Origin of the sequence: Micromonospora cynarisoli, assembly GCF_030518815.1 — a bacterium.
GTDB lineage: Bacteria > Actinomycetota > Actinomycetes > Mycobacteriales > Micromonosporaceae > Micromonospora > Micromonospora wenchangensis.
Genome location: NZ_CP130426.1, coordinates 5,167,563 through 5,185,060 on the forward strand (window position 1 = coordinate 5,167,563; position 17,498 = coordinate 5,185,060).

Sequence of the window (17,498 nt, forward strand, 5' to 3'; positions counted from 1 at the left end):
AGGGGAAGTCGGCGTGTCGGCACGCCGGGAGCCCTCCGAGTCGAGCGAGGAATGATGACCGCGAAACAGTCGGTGACGGCGGACGGGTCCGCTTCCGAGCATGACGCGCTCCTCGGTGAGCTGGCGGAGGCGCTGCGGCGGGTCGGCCGGGGCGACCTCAAGGTGCGGCTGCCCCGGCGTGCGGGCGCGGCCGGTGAGGTGGCGGACGCCTTCAACGAGGTGGTGTCGCTCCAGGAGCGGCAGCACCTGGACCTGCGCCGGATCAGCCGGGTGGTGGGCCGGGACGGCAGGCTGACCGAACGCCTGGACGAGGAGGGCCTGGACGGCTCCTGGGCGGAGGGGCAGCGGGCGGTCAACTCGCTCATCGACGACCTGGGCCGGCCGACCACCGAGATCGCCCGGGTGATCATGGCGGTGGCCGACGGCGACCTCTCCCAGCACATGGCGTTGGAGATCGACGGTCGCCCGCTGCGCGGTGAGTACCTGCGGATCGGCCGGACGGTCAACACGATGGTCGGGCAGCTCTCGTCGTTCTCCAACGAGGTGACCCGGGTGGCCCGTGAGGTGGGCACCGAGGGCAAGTTGGGTGGTCAGGCGGACGTGCGGGGCGTCGCCGGCACCTGGAAGGACCTCACCGACTCGGTGAACACCATGGCGTCGAACCTGACCGGCCAGGTGCGGTCGATCTCGCAGGTGGCGACGGCGGTGGCCCGGGGCGACCTGTCGCAGAAGATCACGGTCGGGGCGCGGGGCGAGGTCGCCGAGCTGGCCGACACGATGAACTCGCTGACCGACACGTTGCGCCTGTTCGCCGAGCAGGTGACCCGGGTGGCGCGCGAGGTGGGCACCGAGGGAAAGCTCGGTGGGCAGGCCGACGTGCCGAACGTCGCGGGCACCTGGAAGGACCTCACCGACAGCGTCAACTCGATGGCGTCGAACCTGACCAGTCAGGTGCGTAACATCGCGCAGGTCTCGACGGCGGTGGCCCGGGGTGACCTGAGCCAGAAGATCACCGTGGCGGCGCAGGGTGAGATCCTGGAGCTGAAGGACACCGTGAACACGATGGTGGACCAGCTCTCGTCGTTCGCCGACGAGGTGACCCGGGTGGCCCGCGAGGTCGGCATCGAGGGCAAGCTCGGCGGCCAGGCCCAGGTACGCGGCGTCTCGGGCACCTGGCGGGACCTGACGGAGAACGTCAACCAGCTCGCCGGCAACCTGACCAGCCAGGTCCGCAACATCTCCCAGGTCTCCACGGCGGTGGCGAAGGGTGACCTGTCGCAGAAGATCACGGTCGACGCGCAGGGCGAGATCCTGGAGCTGAAGAACACCGTGAACACGATGGTCGACCAGCTCAGTTCGTTCGCCGACGAGGTGACCCGGGTGGCCCGTGAGGTGGGCACGGAGGGCAAGCTCGGCGGTCAGGCGCAGGTCAAAGGTGTCTCCGGCACCTGGCGGGATCTCACCGACAACGTGAACTCGATGGCGTCGAATCTGACCTCCCAGGTCCGCAACATCGCCTCGGTGACCACGGCGGTGGCGAAGGGCGATCTCAGCCAGAAGATCACCGTCGACGCCCGGGGCGAGATCCTGGAGCTGAAGTCCACGGTCAACACGATGGTGGACCAGCTCTCGTCGTTCGCCGACGAGGTGACCCGGGTGGCGCGCGAGGTGGGCACGGAGGGCAAGCTCGGCGGGCAGGCCCAGGTACGCGGGGTCGCCGGCACCTGGCGCGACCTGACCGACAACGTGAACTCGATGGCGTCGAACCTGACCAGCCAGGTCCGCAACATCGCGCAGGTCTCCACGGCGGTGGCGAAGGGTGACCTGTCGCAGAAGATCACCGTGGACGCGCAGGGCGAGATCCTGGAGCTGAAGAACACGGTCAACACGATGGTGGACCAGCTCAGTTCGTTCGCGGACGAGGTGACCCGGGTGGCCCGTGAGGTGGGCACGGAGGGCAAGCTGGGCGGTCAGGCGCAGGTGAAGGGCGTCTCCGGCACCTGGCGGGACCTGACCGACAACGTGAACTCGATGGCGTCGAACCTGACCTCCCAGGTGCGCAACATCGCCTCGGTGACCACGGCGGTGGCCAAGGGCGACCTCGGCCAGAAGATCACGGTCGACGCGCAGGGCGAGATCCTGGAGCTGAAGAACACCGTGAACACGATGGTGGACCAGCTCAGCTCGTTTGCCGACGAGGTGACCCGGGTGGGCCGCGAGGTCGGCATCGAGGGCAAGCTCGGTGGTCAGGCGCAGGTGAAGGGTGTCTCGGGCACCTGGCGGGACCTCACCGAGAACGTCAACCAGCTCGCCTCGACCCTGACCACCCAGCTCCGCGCGATCTCCCAGGTCTCCACGTCGGTGACCCGGGGCGACCTGACCCAGCGGATCGCGGTCAAGGCGCAGGGCGAGGTCGCCGAACTGAAGGACAACATCAACCAGATGATCGTCACCCTGCGGGAGACGACCAAGAAGAACGCCGAGCAGGGCTGGTTGGACTCCAACCTGGCCCGCATCGGTGGCCTGCTCCAGGGTCAGCGGGACCTGGGCGAGGTCTGCCGCATGATCATGATGGAGGTGACCCCGCTGGTCGACGCGCAGCTCGGCGCGTTCTTCCTGGCGGACACCTCCGATGGGGTGATGCGGCTGCGGCTGACCTCGTCGTACGGCTATGTGGCGCGGGGGCACGACGTGACCTTCGGGCCCGGTGAGGGGCTCGTCGGTCAGGCCGCGCTCTCCCGCCGGACGATCCGGCTCAACGCGCTGCCCGACGGCCGGATCACCCTGCGTTCCGGGCTGGCCGACACGCTCCCGTCCGACCTGGTGGTGCTGCCGATCCTGTTCGAGGGCGAACTGCTCGGGGTGATCGAGTTCGCCAGCGTGGCCCGCTTCTCGGAGCTGCACCTGGCGTTCCTGGAGCGGCTGGTGCTCACCATCGGCATCGCGGTCAACACCATCCAGGCCAACCGGCGTACGGAGGAACTGCTGGCCCAGTCGCAGCGGCTGGCGCTGGAGTTGCAGGACCAGTCGGCGGAGTTGCAGCGCACCAACGCCGAGCTGGAGGACAAGGCGAAGCTGCTGAGCGAGCAGAAGGGCAACATCGAGACCAAGAACCGGGAGATCGAGCTGGCCCGGCTTGGGCTGGAGGAGAAGGCCCAGCAGCTCACCCGGGCGTCGGCGTACAAGTCGGAGTTCCTGGCGAACATGAGCCACGAACTGCGGACGCCGCTGAACTCGCTGCTGCTGCTGGCCCGGCTGCTGGTGGAGAACTCGGAGCGCAACCTCACCCCGAAGCAGATCGAGTTCGCCCGGACGATCCACGGCTCCGGCTCGGACCTGCTGCGCCTGATCGACGACATCCTGGACCTGTCCAAGATCGAGGCCGGTCGGATGGACGTCGAGCCGACGGAGATCCGGTTCGCCGAGATCCGCAACTACGTGGAGCAGGCGTTCGCCCCGCAGGCGGAGGAGAAGAACCTCGATTTCCAGGTGCGGGTGGCCAAGGAACTACCGCCGGCCCTGGTGACCGACGCCCAACGGTTGCAGCAGATCCTGCGCAACATGCTCTCCAACGCGGTGAAGTTCACCGACAACGGCGCGGTCACCCTGCGGATCGCCCCGGCGGCGGAGAACGCGGTCTTCGACGTGCCGGCGCTGACCAACGCCCGGCAGGTGATCGCCTTCACCGTGATCGACACCGGCATCGGCATCTCCGACGACAAGCTGAGCATCATCTTCGAGGCGTTCCAGCAGGCCGACGGCACCACCAGCCGGCGGTACGGCGGCACCGGGCTGGGCCTGTCGATCAGCCGGGACCTGGCGCGGCTGATCGGCGGCACGATCACGGTGACCTCCGCCCCGGGGCAGGGTTCGACGTTCACCCTCTTCGTACCGGACGTGCTGGCGCCGGACGCGGTGGTGGCCCCGCAGTCGCCGTCGCCGGAGCGGGCGGGCCTGCCGTCGTCGCTGCTGATGCCGCCGATGGAGCTGCTGGCCACGCCCGAGGCCCCGGCCACCCGGCAGTTGGACGGCGCGACCGTGCTCATCGTCGACGACGACGTACGCAACGTGTTCGCGTTGACCAGCGCGTTGGAACTGCACGGGATGACCGTGCTGTACTCGGACAACGGCGCGGACGGTGTCCGCGTGCTGGCCGAGCATCCGGAGGTGGACATCGTACTGATGGACGCCATGATGCCCGACCAGGACGGTTACGAAACGACCCGGCAGATCCGCCGCAACCACCGCTTCGCCGACCTGCCTATCGTCTTCCTCACCGCGAAGGCGATGCCCGGTGACCGGGAGTCGGCGCTGGCGGCCGGGGGTAGTGACTACATCACCAAGCCGGTGGACCTGGACGGGCTGATCGAGCGGATGGCGTCCTGGATCAGTGGCCGCCGAGATAGGGAGAATTCGTGACGCAGACGGCCAAGGCGCTGCTGGTCGACGACCGTCGGGAGAACCTGATGGCCCTGGAGGCGATCCTCCAGGGGCTCCCGGTCCAGTCGGTGGCCGTGGAGAGCGGTGAGGCGGCGCTGAAGCAACTGCTGGTGGACGACTTCGCGGTCATCCTGCTGGACGCCCAGATGCCTGACATGGACGGTTTCGAGACGGCCAGTCACATCAAGCGCCGGGAGCGGACCCGGCACGTGCCGATCATCTTCCTCACCGCCGCCGACCGGGACGCCCAGTTGGCGTTGCGCGGCTACGCGGTCGGGGCGGTGGACTACCTCACCAAGCCGTTCGACCCGTGGGTGCTGCGGGCCAAGGTGTCGGTCTTCGTGGAGCTGTGGGTGAAGACCCGGCAGTTGGCGGCGCAGTCCGACGTGGTGCGTGAGCGCGACGCCCAGTGGCGGGTGCTCACCGACGCGGTCGACGAGGCGAGCGCCCTGTTGCGGGTCGAGGACGACCCGGAGGCCCGGCAGTGCGCCCTGGACGTCCTGGAGCAGGCCCGCTGGGGCAGCAACACCCCCTGACGGTCAGGCGGCGGGGGGCTCGGCGTGGCCGGTGGCGACCCGGCGGGCCCGCCAGCGTTCGCCGAGCGAGTCGAGTTCCTCCTGGACGAAGCAGAAGAAGTCCCGCATCTCGCTGACCCGCTCGCCGCCCGGGGTGGCGGTGCCGCCCAGCGCGTCGACGCCCGCGTCGGCGATGTCGATGAAGTTCTTGTAGAGGCCGGTCTTGGTGATGGTCCCCTCGTACCAGGGGTTGTCCGGCAGCCGGTAGTGGTCCCGGCGGGAGCGCGGGACCGGCTCGCGGACCAGCATCCCGAACTGGGTCAGGTAGCGCACCGCGCCCGAGACGGCCGCCGCGCTGACCCCCAGCCGCTCGCCGATCTCGGCGGCGGTCAGCGGCCCGTCGGCGCTCATCACGGAGAACAGGACCCGGGCGGCCATCCGGGGGAAGCCGACGTCCGCGAAGGCCATCGCCATCCGTTCGACGAAGAGGTGGACCTCGTCGTCGTGGCCGGGTCGACGGTCGTCAGGCATCGGCTCGGTGCTCCTCGGGTCGGGGCGGTGTAGGCGATGGTGCCGTACCGGACACATGCTTCACAACTTCGTGAAACGAGTGTAGCTTCCGAATTGTGGAAACCCCGATAGCGGTGACCGGCCTGGTGAAGACCTTCGGCCGCACCCGGGCCCTCGACGGGCTCGACCTGACCGTGCGCTCCGGCGAGGTGCACGGCTTCCTCGGCCCGAACGGCGCCGGCAAGTCGACAGCCATCCGGGTGCTGCTCGGGCTGCTGCGGGCGGACGCGGGGGCTGTCCGACTGCTCGACGGCGACCCGTGGCGCGACGCCGTCACGCTGCACCGCCGCCTGGCGTACGTGCCCGGTGACGTCACCCTCTGGCCGCAGCTCTCCGGCGGCGAGGTGATCGACCTGCTCGGGCGGATGCGCGGCGGGCTCGACCCGAAGCGCCGCGCCGAGCTGCTGGAGTCGTTCGAGCTGGACCCCCGTAAGAAGGGGCGCACCTACTCCAAGGGCAACCGGCAGAAGGTCGGCCTGGTCGCCGCGCTCGCCTCCGACGTCGAACTGCTCATCCTCGACGAGCCCACCTCCGGGCTGGACCCGCTGATGGAGGAGGTGTTCCAGCACTGGATCGACAGGGCCCGGCGTGACGGTCGTACCGTGCTGCTGTCCAGCCACATCCTCGCCGAGGTGGAGGCGCTCTGCGACCGGGTGACGATCATCCGCAACGGCCGTGACGTCGAGACCGTCACCCTGGCCGAGCTGCGCCACCTGCACCGCACGGCGATCGACGCCGAACTGGCCGGCCCGGTCGACGGCCTGGCCGACCTGCCCGGCGTGCACGACCTGCGGGTCGACGGCGGGCGGGTCCGGTTCGCCGTCGACACCGTCGCGCTGGACACCGCACTGCGCCGGCTCACCGAGATCGGCGTGCGCAGCCTGGTCAGTCAGCCGCCGACGCTGGAGGAGCTGTTCCTGCGCCACTACGAGACGCCCCCCGCCGCCGCACCGGCCGCCGACCAGCAGACGGGGGTACGGCGATGAGCACCCTCACCGGCACCGGTCACCTGGCCCGGCTGATCCTGCGCCGGGACCGGATCGTCCTGCCGCTCTGGGTGCTGCTGCTGGCCGTCCTGCCGGCGTCGTACGCGGGCAGCTTCCTCGCGCTGTTCCCCACCACCGCCGAGCGGGCCGCGTACGCCGACGGCACCGCCCGCAGCCCGTCGGTGGTGGCCCTGCTCGGCCCGGTCTACGGCGACAGCGTCGGCGCGTTGACCGCCCAGCGGGGCGGCTTCCTCCAGGTGATCGTCGGACTGGCCGCCCTGCTCACCGTCATCAGACACACCCGCACCGAGGAGGAGGCCGGCCGGCGGGAACTACTCGGCGCGACAGTCCTCGGCCGGCACGCCGGGCTCACCGCCGCGCTGCTGGTGACGTACGCGGCCAGCCTGCTGCTCGGCCTGCTCACCGCCGCCGGGCTGGCCGCCACCGGGCTGCCGGTGGCCGGCTCGCTGGCGTACGGGCTGTCGGCGGCGCTGGTGGGGGTGGTCTTCGCCACGGTGGGCGCATTGGCCGCCCAGCTCACCCAGACCGCCGCCGGGGCACGTGGGATCGCCGTCGGGGTGCTCGGGGTGGCGTTCGCGCTGCGGCTGCTCGGGGACACCTCCGGCCACGGGTGGCCGAGCTGGCTCTCCCCGCTGGGCTGGGCCCCGCGCATCCGCGCCTACGCGGGGGAGCGCTGGTGGGTGCCGGGGCTGCCGGTCGCGCTGACCGTGCTGCTGGCCGTGGTGACGTACCCGGTGTCGGTGCGGCGGGATCTCGGTGCCGGCGTGCTGCCGTCGCGGCCGGGCCCGGCGCGGGCCGGGCGGGCGCTGTCCGGGCCGTTCGGGCTGGCCTGGCGGCTGCACCGGGGGCAACTGCTGGGCTGGTCGGTGGGCTTCGGCCTGCTCGGGCTGGTCGTCGGCGGTGCCGCCGAGTCGGCCGGCCGGTCGGTCGCCGGCAACGCCGCGCTGGAGCAGGTGATGGCCCGGCTGGGTGGCGCGTCGGGGCTGGCCGAGGCGTACCTGGGGGCGTCGCTGGGGGTGGCCGGGCTGGCCGGCGCCGGCTACGGCGTCCAGGCGGCGTTGCGGATGCGGTCGGAGGAGGCCGCCGGGCGGGTCGAGCCGGTGCTGGCCGCCGGGGTGCACCGGTCGGCCTGGCTCGCCTCGCACCTGGTGTTCGCCCTGCTCGGGCCGGTGCTGGCGCTGGCGCTGACCGGCCTGGCGGCCGGCCTGACCTACGGGCTCAGCGTGGGTGACGTGCCGGGTGAGCTGCCCCGGATGCTCGGTGCCGGTCTGGCGCAGGTGCCGGCGGCCTGGGTGCTGGCCGGCCTGGCGGCGCTGCTGTACGGGCTGCTGCCCCGGTTCGCCGCGACGGCCTGGGCGGTGCTCGCGCTGGCGGTGCTGCTCGGTCAGCTCGGCGCGGTGCTGGAGCTGAGCCAGTGGCTGCTGGACCTGTCGCCGTTCACGCACACGCCGCAGGTGTTGCGGGCGGGCTGGAGCGTCACCCCGCTGCTGGCCCTGACCGCGCTGGCCGGGGTGTTCTGCGCGGCCGGCGTCGCCGCCTTCCGCCGCCGCGACACCCCGGTCGGCTGACCGGTCAGCCGGAGGGGGTCTCGTTACGGATCATCAGGGCGGAGCGGAGGCCGGTGATGTCGAGGACGCGGAGCAGGAAGTCGCCCACGTTGCTCAGCATCAGCAGGCACTGGGAGTGGCTGGCCTTGCGACTGAGCACCACCAGCGTGCCCAGCCCCTGCGAGTCGCAGAAGGTCACCCCGGCCAGGTCGAGCACGATGCGCGGCGGAGGATCGGCGAGCACCTCGTTCACGACGGTCGACAGCTGGGCGGCGGTGAGCATGTCGATCTCACCGGCCAGGCGCAGCACCACTTCGTCGCCCGTCCGGTGTACCGTGATGGACAGCTCGGCACGATCCACGCCGTCAGCCTATCGCGATCCCGCCAACCCGGCCCGGTGAGACGTTCCGCCGTGCCGACCACCGCGCGGGCGGCAGCTCCGCCCACTCCGTCGGCTGAGGTGAGCCGGGTAACCCGGCCCCGGGGTGGCTGCGGATTCCCCGGCCGGCGCTGACACAATGGGCCGCATCGTGACCGATACCTTTTCCGCCGGCACCGGCCGTTACCCCGCCGACGCGCCGGCCTCCGAGGCCCTGTTCGACCGCGCCCGCGCCATCGTGCCGGGCGGGGTCAACTCCCCCGTGCGCGCGTTCCGTGCCGTCGGCGGCACCCCGCGCTTCATGGTCCGGGGGGAGGGTCCCTGGCTGTACGACGCCGACGGGCGACGCTACGTCGACCTGGTCTGCTCCTGGGGGCCGTTGATCCTGGGCCACGCCCACCCCGAGGTGGTCGAGGCGGTGCGGGAGGCCGCCACCCTCGGCACCAGCTTCGGCACCCCCACCCCGGGCGAGGTGGAGCTGGCCGCCGAGATCGTCGACCGCACCCCGGTCGAGCAGGTCCGGCTGGTCAACTCGGGCACCGAGGCGACCATGTCGGCGATCCGGCTGGCCCGGGGCTTCACCGGCCGCTCCAAGATCATCAAGTTCGCCGGCTGCTACCACGGCCACTCCGACGGGCTGCTCGCCGCCGCCGGCTCCGGCGTCGCCACCCTCGGCCTGCCCGACTCTCCCGGGGTCACCGGCGCGGCGGCCGGCGACACCATCGTGCTGCCCTACAACGACCTCGCCGCCGTCGAGGCGGCGTTCGCGGCGCAGGGGCCGCACATCGCGGCGGTCATCACCGAGGCTGCCGCCGGCAACATGGGCGTGGTCGCCCCCCGCGACGGCTTCAACTCCCGGCTCGCCGCGATCGCCCACGCGCACGGCGCGCTGCTCATCGTCGACGAGGTGATGACCGGGTTCCGGGTCTCCCGCTCCGGCTGGCACGGCCTCGACCCGTCCGACGCCGACCTGTGGACGTACGGGAAGGTGATGGGGGGCGGGCTGCCGGCCGCGGCCTTCGGCGGGCGCGCGGAGATCATGGCCCGGCTCGCCCCGGCCGGTCCGGTCTACCAGGCCGGCACCCTCTCCGGTAACCCGCTGGCCTGCGCCGCCGGCCTGGCCACCCTGCGGCTCGCCGACGACGCCCTCTACCGCCGGCTCGACGACACGGCCGCCGTCGTGGGCAAGCTCGCCGCCGACGCGCTGGCCGCCGCCGGGGTCCCGCACCGCCTGTCGTACGCGGGCAGCATGTTCTCGATCTTCTTCACCGACGCCGACGTGGTCGACTACGACAGCGCCCGCACCCAGCAGGTACCCGCGTTCAAGGCGTTCTTCCACGCGATGCTCGCCGCCGGCGTCTACCTGCCGCCGAGCGCGTTCGAGTCGTGGTTCGTGTCGGCGGCGCTCGACGACGCCGCCCTGGAGCACATCGCCGCCGCCCTGCCCGGCGCGGCGACGGCAGCGGCAGCGGCGGGCAGCGGGGGGTAGAACCAGTGAGCGCGAGGAGTGAGCCGGGTTTGCGAGCCCCGCAGTCGCGAACGAGGGGGATGCAGTGAGCAGGACCGTCGTCCACGTGCTGCGGCACGGCGAGGTGCACAACCCGGACCAGATCCTCTACGGCCGGCTGCCCGGCTTCCGGCTGTCGGAACTGGGCGTGCAGATGGCCAAGGCCGCCGCCCAGGCGGTCGCCGAGCGGGAGATCGTGCACGTGGTGGCCAGCCCGCTGGAACGCGCCCAGCAGACCGCCGAACCGATCGCCGGCCAGTTCGGGCTCCCGGTCGGGGTGGACGAGCGGCTGATCGAGAGCGCCAACTGGTTCGAGGGCAAGAAGGTCTCGCCCGGCGACGGCTCGTTCCGCGACCCGCGCAACTGGTGGGTGCTGCGCGACCCGGTGACCCCGAGCTGGGGTGAGGCGTACCGGGCCATCGCCGAGCGGATGTTCGCCGGGCTGCACGCTGCCCGGGTGGCCGCCGAGGGGCGGGAGGCGGTCATCGTCTCCCACCAGCTCCCCATCTGGACGCTGCGCCGCTACGTCGAACGTAAGCGGCTCTGGCACGACCCGCGCCGCCGGCAGTGCGGGCTGGCCAGCCTCACCTCCTTCCACTTCGACGGGGCGAAGGTGGTCGGGATCGGGTACTCCGAGCCGGCCGCCCACCTGATCGCCATGTCTGCGACAGCCCGGACGGCCAAGGGGGCCTGAGATGCGTTTCCGGAGGCCGCTGGCCGTCCTGCTCGCCGCCGTCACCGCCGGGGCGGCGCTGGTCGGCTGCTCCTCCGGCACCGAGGAGAGCCGCTGCGCCAACAACGGCGGCATCGTCGAGTGCGCCCCCGACCAACGCTCCGCCGCCCCGACGATCGCCGGTGACCTGCTCACCGGCGGCCGGTACGACGTCTCCCAGGCCCGCGGCCAGGTGGTGGTGGTCAACTTCTGGGGTTCCTGGTGCGCGCCCTGCCGCGCCGAGGCCGACGACCTGGAGGCCACCTACCAGGCAACCAGGGCATCCGGGGTGACCTTCCTCGGCATCAACGTGCAGGACAGCCGGGACAAGGCGATCGCCTTCGAGGAGGGCCGGGTCACGTACCCGAGCCTGTTCGACCCGGCCAGCCGGCTGGCGCTGGCCCTGGACATCCCGCCGAACACCATCCCGGCCACCGTCGTGCTGGACCGGCAGGGCCGGATCGCCACCGTGATCCGGGCCGCCGTCACCACCGACGGGCTGCGCCCGATCGTCGAGCGGATCGCCGCCGAAGAGCCGGCGTCGACCGGTTCCCGCTGATGGGCGAGACGTTCCGCGAACTCGCCCAGTCCGGCCCGCTGCTGCTGGCCATCGGCGCGGCGGCGCTCGCCGGGCTGGTCAGCTTCCTGTCCCCGTGCGTGCTGCCGCTGATGCCCGGCTACCTGTCGTACGTGACCGGGCTGGCCGGCACCGACCTGGAGGGCCGCGCCCGACCGACCACCCCGGCCGGCGCGGACCCCGGGGCGGGCGACGCCGGGTCGGCACCCGGCAGCTCCGACGGAACGGTGGCGGTGGCGACCCGGGCGGAGGCCCGGCCGGTGGCGGCGGTCAAGGGCCGGGTGCTGGCCGGGACGCTGCTGTTCATCGCCGGGTTCACCGTCGTCTTCACCGCCACCGCGATCCTCTTCGCCGGGTTCGGCCGGATCTTCTTCGACTACGAGCGCACCTTCCAGGTCGTCATCGGCGCGCTGATCGTCCTGCTCGGGCTGAGCTACCTGGGGGTCCTCCCCGGCATGCAGCGGGAGCTGCGCATCCGGCGGCTGCCCGCCGCCGGGCTGCTCGGTGCGCCGGTGCTCGGCGCGGTGTTCGCGCTGAGCTGGATGCCGTGCACCGGCCCGACGCTGGGTGCGGTGCTGGGGATGGCCGCCACCGGTGGGCAGACCGACCGGGCGGTGGTGCTGGCGGTGGCGTACTGCCTGGGGCTGGGGTTGCCGTTCGTGGTCTTCGGGTTGGGCTTCCACCGGCTGCTCGGGGTGTTCCGCGCGGTCCGGCGCAACAGCAGGTGGGTGACCCGGATCGGCGGGGTGCTGCTGATCCTGATCGGCCTGGCGCTGGTCACCGGCGGCTGGCAGAACTTCGTGATCTGGTTGCAGACGACCGTGGGCCCCGGCGAGGTGAGCATCTGATGACGACCGTCGAGGACCGGCCGGCCAGCCCGCCCACCGAGGCACCCCGCCGCCGGCCGAACCCGCTGCTGGCCCTGCTGCGCAACTCGTGGCGGCAACTCACCAGCATGCGTACCGCGTTGATCCTGCTGTTCCTGCTCGCGGTCGCGGCCATCCCCGGTTCGGTGCTGCCGCAGCGCGGGGTCAACCCGGAGAACGTCGACAGGTACTTCGTCGAGCACCCCGAGCTGGCCCCGCAGCTCGACCGGATCGGCGCGTTCGAGGTGTTCGGCTCGGTCTGGTTCTCCGCCATCTACCTGCTGCTGTTCACCTCGCTGGTGGGCTGCATCCTGCCCCGGATGCGCGACCACGTGCGCGCGTTGCGGGCCCGGCCGCCGGCCGCGCCCAAGCGGATGGACCGGCTGCCGCAGCACACCGTGCTGGAGACGCCGGGGGCCGCCGACCCGCAGGCCATCGCCGCCGTGCTGCGTCGCCGCCGGTGGCGGGTGCAGGTACGCGGCAACGAGGTCTCCGCCGAGAAGGGCTACCTCAAGGAGACGGGCAACCTGCTGTTCCACACCTCGCTGGTCGCCGTGCTGATCGGCGTCGCGCTCGGCTCGTGGTACGGCTGGCACGGCAACCGCCTGCTCGTCGCCGACGAGGCCTTCTGCAACACCCGCCAGCAGTACGCCGAGGCGAAGCTGGGCCCGCGCGTCGACAGCGCCGACCTGCCGCCGTTCTGCCTCACCCTGGACAACTTCGACGCCCGGTTCCTGCCGTCCGGGCAGCCGGAGAGCTACCGCGCCACGGTGACAGTCGACCGGCCGGACGGCTCGGACCGGCGGACCGCCACCTTCTCGGTCAACTCGCCGCTGCGGCTCGGCTCGGCGAACGTCTACCTGCTGGGCCACGGCTACGCCCCGATCCTGAGGTACACCGACCGGTACGGCCGCAGCCAGACCAGCACGGTGCCGTTCCTGACCAGCGGTGACGCCAACCTCACCAGCGAGGGGGTGGCCGCCTTCCCCGACGCCAACGTCGACCCGGCGACCGGCCGCCGGGACGCCGACCAGCAGGTCGCCTTCGAGGGGCTCTACCTGCCGACCGCCCCGGACACCGCGCCGTTCGTGTCGTCGCGGTTCCCCGAGGAACGCAACCCGGCCGTGGTGCTGGCCGCCTACCGGGGCAACCTGGGGTTGGACGCCGGCATCCCCGGCTCGGTCTACCAACTCGACCAGCGGCAGGTGACCAACGGCAAGCTCAAGCAGGTAGGCGACAGGAAGCTGGCCCCGGGCGAGACGTGGACCCTGGACGACGGCAGCAAGCTGGAGTTCCTCGGCACCAAGCGGTACGTCACCCTCTCCGTCCGGCACGACCCGGGCGAGGAGCTGATGTTGGGCGCCTGCGTGGTGCTGCTGGTCGGGCTGATGGGTTCGCTGTTCGGCCGCCGTCGGCGGGTCTGGTTCCGGGTGACGCCCCCCGACAGTGGATCTCCGACGGGCGGTAGTAGTTTGGTGTCGGCCGGTGGGCTGCCGCGCACCGAGCATCCAGGGTTCGCCGAGGAGTTCGCGTCTCTCGTCGCTGCGGTACGCGACGACGGGCGGCCCGACCGGCGGGCGCGAGAGGGAGTCGAGTGATGTCCGCAGTCTCCGACCAGTTGGTGACGTTCGCGATCCTGGTGTACCTGGTCGCGATGATCAGCCACGCCGTCGAGTACGCCCTGGGCAACGTCCGCGCCGTCGCCGCCCGGGTCACCCCGGCGCGGGAACTGGTCGGCGCGGGCGTCGGTGGCGCGGGTGTCGACAAGGTCGACGGGCCGGTGGCCGACGCCGCGACCACGCTCCCCGCAGGCACGTCGCCGTCGAGCCGACCGAGCCGGTCGGCGGGGCGGGCCAGGCTGGCCGGGCGGATCGCCGCCGGGCTGACCGTGCTCGCCGCCGCGCTGCACCTCGGCGCGCTGGTCACCCGGGGCATCGCCGCCGACCGGATGCCCTGGGGCAACATGTACGAGTTCGTGCTGACGGTCACCTGGATCGGGACCGCCGCCTGGCTCGCGGTGCTCTGGAAGCGTCCGTCACTGCGCCGGCTCGGGCTGTTCCTCACCCTGGTCATGGTGCTGCTGCTGGCCTTCGCCGAGCTGAAGCTGTACGTCCCGGTGGTGCCGCTGATGCCGGCGCTCCAGTCGTACTGGTTCATCATCCACGTGTCGACGATCGTCTTCTCCTCCGGCATCTTCCTGCTGGGCGTGGTGCCGGCGGTGTCGTTCCTGCTGCGCAACGGCTACGAGCAGGGGCGGCGCAGCTTCCCGTACACGCTGGCCCGGCGGCTGCCCGGGGCGGCCGACCTGGAGCGGCTGACCTTCGCGCTGCACGCCTTCTCGTTCCCGATCTTCACGTTCGCGGTGATCGCGGGCGCGATCTGGGCCGAGGCGGCCTGGGGCCGGGCCTGGGGTTGGGACCCGAAGGAGACCTGGGCGTTCATCTCCTGGGTGGTCTACGCCGGCTACCTGCACGCCCGCGCCACGCCCAGCGTCCGGCGCAACGTGGCGACCTGGATCGCTGTGCTCGGCTTCCTGACCGTGCTGATGAACCTGTTCGGCGTGAACTTCTTCTTCACCGGCCTACACTCGTACGCCGGGGTGGAGTGAGCCGGCCGGTGAGCACCCGGTCGACGCCCAGGGTCACCTGGTAGGCGACCTTCGGCACGTCGGCCAGGTCGAGGCGCTCGGCCCGCAGGGCGAGCTGGGCGTGCAGCTCCCGGGCCACCGCGTCGCGAATCTCCCGCTGGAGCGGCGAGAGGCCGTCGGGATCACCCACCGTGTACGCGTCGTCCCTGCGCCCATCCTCCGCCGGAGAAGCGGGCTGTGTCGACGCCCCACGGCCTGCGGAACGTATAACTACAGTTCTTGGAAGTGTAGTTATACGAATTGCAGAGCCCGGAATTGGTGAGGGGGCGTCGCCGGACCTCCCCTGGATGCCGTGGATCCGGGAGCGGTGCTGGAGCGGAGCGGGGGAACATCGGCGGGACTGTGGAGCGGCGGGGTCTGACAGGGCGCTTCCTGATGACTACTCTGCGACACGGTGATTCCGTCCGCTGCCGGGTGGACGGTCGCCGTCCCGATAGGAGTGCCGGATGAGCGAGCAGGTGTCGACGGCGGAGCTGATCCGGGCCCAGTTGCGCCGGTCGCGGGCGACCGCCGGCCTGACCCAGGAGGAGTTCGGCCGCCGGGTGCACTACTCCCCGTCGACCGTGTCGGCGGTGGAGTTGGGGCAGGTCGTGCCGAACCACGCCTACCTGAAGCGCGCCGACGACGTCCTCGACAGCGGCGGCCTCTTCGTCGCGCTGCGCGAGCTGGGGCGGCGCGACGGTGAGCCGGTGTGGTTCCGCCCGTGGCTGGAGGCCGAGCGGACGGCGACCCAGTTGCGCTGCTTCGCGGTGTCGGTGGTGCCGGGCCTGTTGCAGACCGCCGACTACGCCCGGGCGGTGTTCCGGCTGGACCTCGGACACACCGCGGAGCGGGTCGAGGAGTTGGTGGCGGCCCGACTCGCCCGGCAGGAGATCCTCGACCGGGAGCATCCGCCGCAGCTCACCGCCGTGATCGACGAGACCGCGCTCCGCCGGTTCGCCGAGGGCTGCGCCGAGGTGATGGCCGGTCAGCTCCGGCACCTGATCGAGTGCGCCCGCCGGCCGCACGTCAACGTGCACGTCATGCCGGCCACCGTCGGCCTGCATCCCGGTGTTGCCGGCCCGTTCATCCTGGGCCGCTCGGCCGACGGCGACTGGGTGGGCTTTCTCGACACGCAGACCGGCGGCACGGTGGTGGACGACATCGACGGGGTGGCGACCCTGCTGGGCAAATGGGAAACTCTGCGCAGCGAGGCGCTGCCCCGGCAGCAGTCGATCGACCTACTTGAGGAGATCGTGAGGCCATGGATCTGACCGACGCCCGGTGGCGCAAGTCCACCCGCAGTGGCAACGACTCCGGCTCGTGCGTCGAGGTCGCCGACAACCTGCCCGGTCGGGTGCACGTCCGGGACTCCAAGGACCGCGACGGCGGGGTGCTGACCTTCGCCCCGGCCGCCTGGCGGGCCTTCGTCGCGCAGACCCGCCGCCACTGACCGTCCGCCGACCGGCGGGTACTCCCGTCGCACAGGCCGGCCCACCGGTGACTCCGGGCGCGTTCCTGACGTCCGCGTCGGTCGCCGGGCAGGTGTGCCCGAAGGGCGTTTCAGCTACCGAACCAGCCGGGGACGTCGAGGCGGAAGGAATCCGGCGGGGTCACCGTGCGGAGGTCGTCCTCCAGGGCGGCCACCCGCTCCGCGCCGAGCCGGGCCACCCACTGCTCCCGTAGCGCGTCGAAGACCGTCGCCGAGCGGCGCAGCCCGTCGACGCCCTTCGCCGTCATCCGGATCAGCTTGCGGCGGGCGTCGGCCGGGTCGTCGGCGCGTTCCAGGTAGCCGAGGGTCACCAGCCGGTCGACGGTCTTGCCGGCGGCCTGCTTCGAGACGCCGAGGCGTTGACCCAGGTCGGACGCGGTGGTGCCGGCGACGCCTACCGCCTGGAGCACGAAGCCGTGTGCCGGCCGCAGCTCGGGGTGCCCCTGTCGGGCCAACTCGGCGTGCAGCTCGTCGACCAGGCTGCGGAAGCCGGCGAGCAGCAGCAGGGGCAGCACGAAACCGGGGCGCTCGGGGTCACCCGTCGACATGTTCGACAACCTGGTTTACTGTTTGGACAACCACGTTGACTATCGTACGTGAGGGGTACCGCCATGTCCCGATCCGGCTTCACCACGCACACCCTCGACACCGCGCCCGACGCCGCCCGGCCGGCCATGGCCGGCGTACGGCGGAAGCTCGGCCACCTGCCCGGCGCGGTCGGGCTGATGGCCGAATCCCCCGAACTGCTCAAGGGGTTCCTGACCGCCTCCGCGACCTTCGAGGCCACCGACCTCGCGCCTGTCGAACGGGAGGTGGTGGTGCTGACCGTCGCCGCCCGCAACCGGTGCCACCTCTGCGTGGCGATGCACACCGCCACCCTGCACCGGCTGGGTGCCGCTGCTGACCTGACCGCCACGCTGCGCGACGGCACCGAGCTGCCCGAACCCCGGCTGGCGGCGCTGCGCCGGTTCACCCTCGCCGTCCTCGACCACACCGGTGACGTGCCGGACGACGAGCTGACCGCCTTCCTCGACGCCGGCTACCGGCCCCGGCACGCCCTGGACGTGGTGCTCGGGGTCGGGACGTACACCATCTCGACCCTCGCCAACCGGCTCACCCGCGCCCCGCTCGACCCGCCCCTCGCCGCGTACGCCTGGGAGCCGGTGGCCTGACCTGCCGGCAGCCGACGAGGACGGACAGCCTTCCAGCGGCACGAAGGTGGACCAGAACTCTGGTTCTGCGGCATCGCCTGACCAGAAA

Annotated in this window: 17 protein-coding genes; 13 read left to right on the forward strand and 4 right to left on the reverse strand. The window is 71.9% G+C overall.

Annotated elements, in window-relative coordinates; genetic code table 11:
- Positions 1–51: 51 nt before the first annotated feature.
- Both Q2K16_RS22490 and Q2K16_RS22495 read left to right on the forward strand, forming a co-directional pair.
- Complete coding sequence (locus Q2K16_RS22490; RefSeq protein WP_302739938.1) at positions 52–4,419, forward strand: HAMP domain-containing protein; 4,368 nt, start codon at positions 52–54, stop codon at positions 4,417–4,419.
- Positions 4,416–4,976 (forward strand): response regulator, encoded by a 561-nt coding sequence (locus tag Q2K16_RS22495; RefSeq protein WP_302739939.1) that lies wholly within the window; start codon positions 4,416–4,418, stop codon positions 4,974–4,976. The genes Q2K16_RS22490 and Q2K16_RS22495 overlap by 4 nt, the downstream gene beginning before the upstream one ends.
- Before the next feature lie 3 nt (positions 4,977–4,979).
- Here the strand turns inward: Q2K16_RS22495 and Q2K16_RS22500 are convergent, their stop codons facing one another.
- Positions 4,980–5,486, reverse strand: a complete 507-nt coding sequence (locus tag Q2K16_RS22500) for a GbsR/MarR family transcriptional regulator (protein WP_302739941.1) — start codon at positions 5,484–5,486, stop codon at positions 4,980–4,982.
- A gap of 95 nt (positions 5,487–5,581) precedes the next feature.
- Here Q2K16_RS22500 and Q2K16_RS22505 point away from each other — a divergent pair, with 95 nt between their 5' ends.
- Together Q2K16_RS22505 and Q2K16_RS22510 are read left to right on the forward strand one after the other, a co-directional pair.
- Positions 5,582–6,511, forward strand: a complete 930-nt coding sequence (locus tag Q2K16_RS22505; protein WP_302739942.1) for an ABC transporter ATP-binding protein — start codon at positions 5,582–5,584, stop codon at positions 6,509–6,511.
- Positions 6,508–8,100, forward strand: a complete 1,593-nt coding sequence (locus Q2K16_RS22510; RefSeq protein ID WP_302739943.1) for an ABC transporter permease — start codon at positions 6,508–6,510, stop codon at positions 8,098–8,100. The genes Q2K16_RS22505 and Q2K16_RS22510 overlap by 4 nt, the downstream gene beginning before the upstream one ends.
- A gap of 4 nt (positions 8,101–8,104) precedes the next feature.
- On the opposite strand, the gene Q2K16_RS22515 is transcribed toward Q2K16_RS22510, so the two are convergent.
- Positions 8,105–8,440, reverse strand: coding sequence for an STAS domain-containing protein (locus tag Q2K16_RS22515; protein WP_088642049.1), 336 nt, complete (start codon positions 8,438–8,440; stop codon positions 8,105–8,107).
- A 169-nt stretch (positions 8,441–8,609) separates the two neighbouring features.
- Between Q2K16_RS22515 and hemL the strand changes: the two genes are divergently transcribed.
- The 6 genes from hemL (at position 8,610) to ccsB (ending at position 14,728) form a co-directional block, all read left to right on the forward strand.
- On the forward strand, positions 8,610–9,947 hold the full coding sequence (gene hemL, locus Q2K16_RS22520; RefSeq protein WP_302739944.1) for a glutamate-1-semialdehyde 2,1-aminomutase: 1,338 nt from the start codon (positions 8,610–8,612) through the stop codon (positions 9,945–9,947).
- Positions 9,948–10,011: 64 nt separating this feature from the next.
- Entirely contained in the window at positions 10,012–10,659 is a 648-nt protein-coding gene (locus Q2K16_RS22525) for a histidine phosphatase family protein (RefSeq protein WP_302739945.1), read from the forward strand.
- Between the two features lies 1 nt (position 10,660).
- Positions 10,661–11,236 carry a TlpA family protein disulfide reductase gene (locus tag Q2K16_RS22530; protein WP_302739946.1) on the forward strand — a complete coding sequence of 192 codons (576 nt, stop codon included), beginning with the start codon at positions 10,661–10,663 and terminating at the stop codon, positions 11,234–11,236.
- Positions 11,236–12,102 (forward strand): cytochrome c biogenesis CcdA family protein, encoded by an 867-nt coding sequence (locus tag Q2K16_RS22535; RefSeq protein WP_302739947.1) that lies wholly within the window; start codon positions 11,236–11,238, stop codon positions 12,100–12,102. The genes Q2K16_RS22530 and Q2K16_RS22535 overlap by 1 nt, the downstream gene beginning before the upstream one ends.
- Positions 12,102–13,718, forward strand: a complete 1,617-nt coding sequence (gene resB, locus Q2K16_RS22540) for a cytochrome c biogenesis protein ResB (protein WP_302739948.1) — start codon at positions 12,102–12,104, stop codon at positions 13,716–13,718. Before Q2K16_RS22535 ends, resB begins: the two co-directional genes overlap by 1 nt.
- The gene (ccsB, locus tag Q2K16_RS22545; RefSeq protein ID WP_302739949.1) at positions 13,718–14,728 is read left to right on the forward strand and encodes a c-type cytochrome biogenesis protein CcsB; all 1,011 of its coding nucleotides are present in this window, start codon (positions 13,718–13,720) and stop codon (positions 14,726–14,728) included. Before resB ends, ccsB begins: the two co-directional genes overlap by 1 nt.
- Here the strand turns inward: ccsB and Q2K16_RS22550 are convergent.
- Entirely contained in the window at positions 14,694–14,897 is a 204-nt protein-coding gene (locus Q2K16_RS22550) for a hypothetical protein (protein WP_302739950.1), read from the reverse strand. The genes ccsB and Q2K16_RS22550 overlap by 35 nt on opposite strands.
- Before the next feature lie 316 nt (positions 14,898–15,213).
- Between Q2K16_RS22550 and Q2K16_RS22555 the strand changes: the two genes are divergently transcribed.
- The gene (locus Q2K16_RS22555) at positions 15,214–16,020 is read left to right on the forward strand and encodes a helix-turn-helix domain-containing protein (RefSeq protein WP_302739951.1); all 807 of its coding nucleotides are present in this window, start codon (positions 15,214–15,216) and stop codon (positions 16,018–16,020) included.
- The gene (locus Q2K16_RS22560; protein WP_302739952.1) at positions 16,011–16,199 is read left to right on the forward strand and encodes a DUF397 domain-containing protein; all 189 of its coding nucleotides are present in this window, start codon (positions 16,011–16,013) and stop codon (positions 16,197–16,199) included. The genes Q2K16_RS22555 and Q2K16_RS22560 overlap by 10 nt, the downstream gene beginning before the upstream one ends.
- 110 nt (positions 16,200–16,309) lie before the next feature.
- Here Q2K16_RS22560 and Q2K16_RS22565 read toward each other — a convergent pair whose 3' ends face one another.
- A complete protein-coding gene (locus Q2K16_RS22565; protein ID WP_302739953.1) occupies positions 16,310–16,786 on the reverse strand; it encodes a MarR family winged helix-turn-helix transcriptional regulator in 477 nt (158 codons plus the stop codon).
- Between the two features lie 63 nt (positions 16,787–16,849).
- Here Q2K16_RS22565 and Q2K16_RS22570 point away from each other — a divergent pair, with 63 nt between their 5' ends.
- On the forward strand, positions 16,850–17,410 hold the full coding sequence (locus tag Q2K16_RS22570) for a carboxymuconolactone decarboxylase family protein (protein WP_302739954.1): 561 nt from the start codon (positions 16,850–16,852) through the stop codon (positions 17,408–17,410).
- Positions 17,411–17,498: the final 88 nt, after the last annotated feature.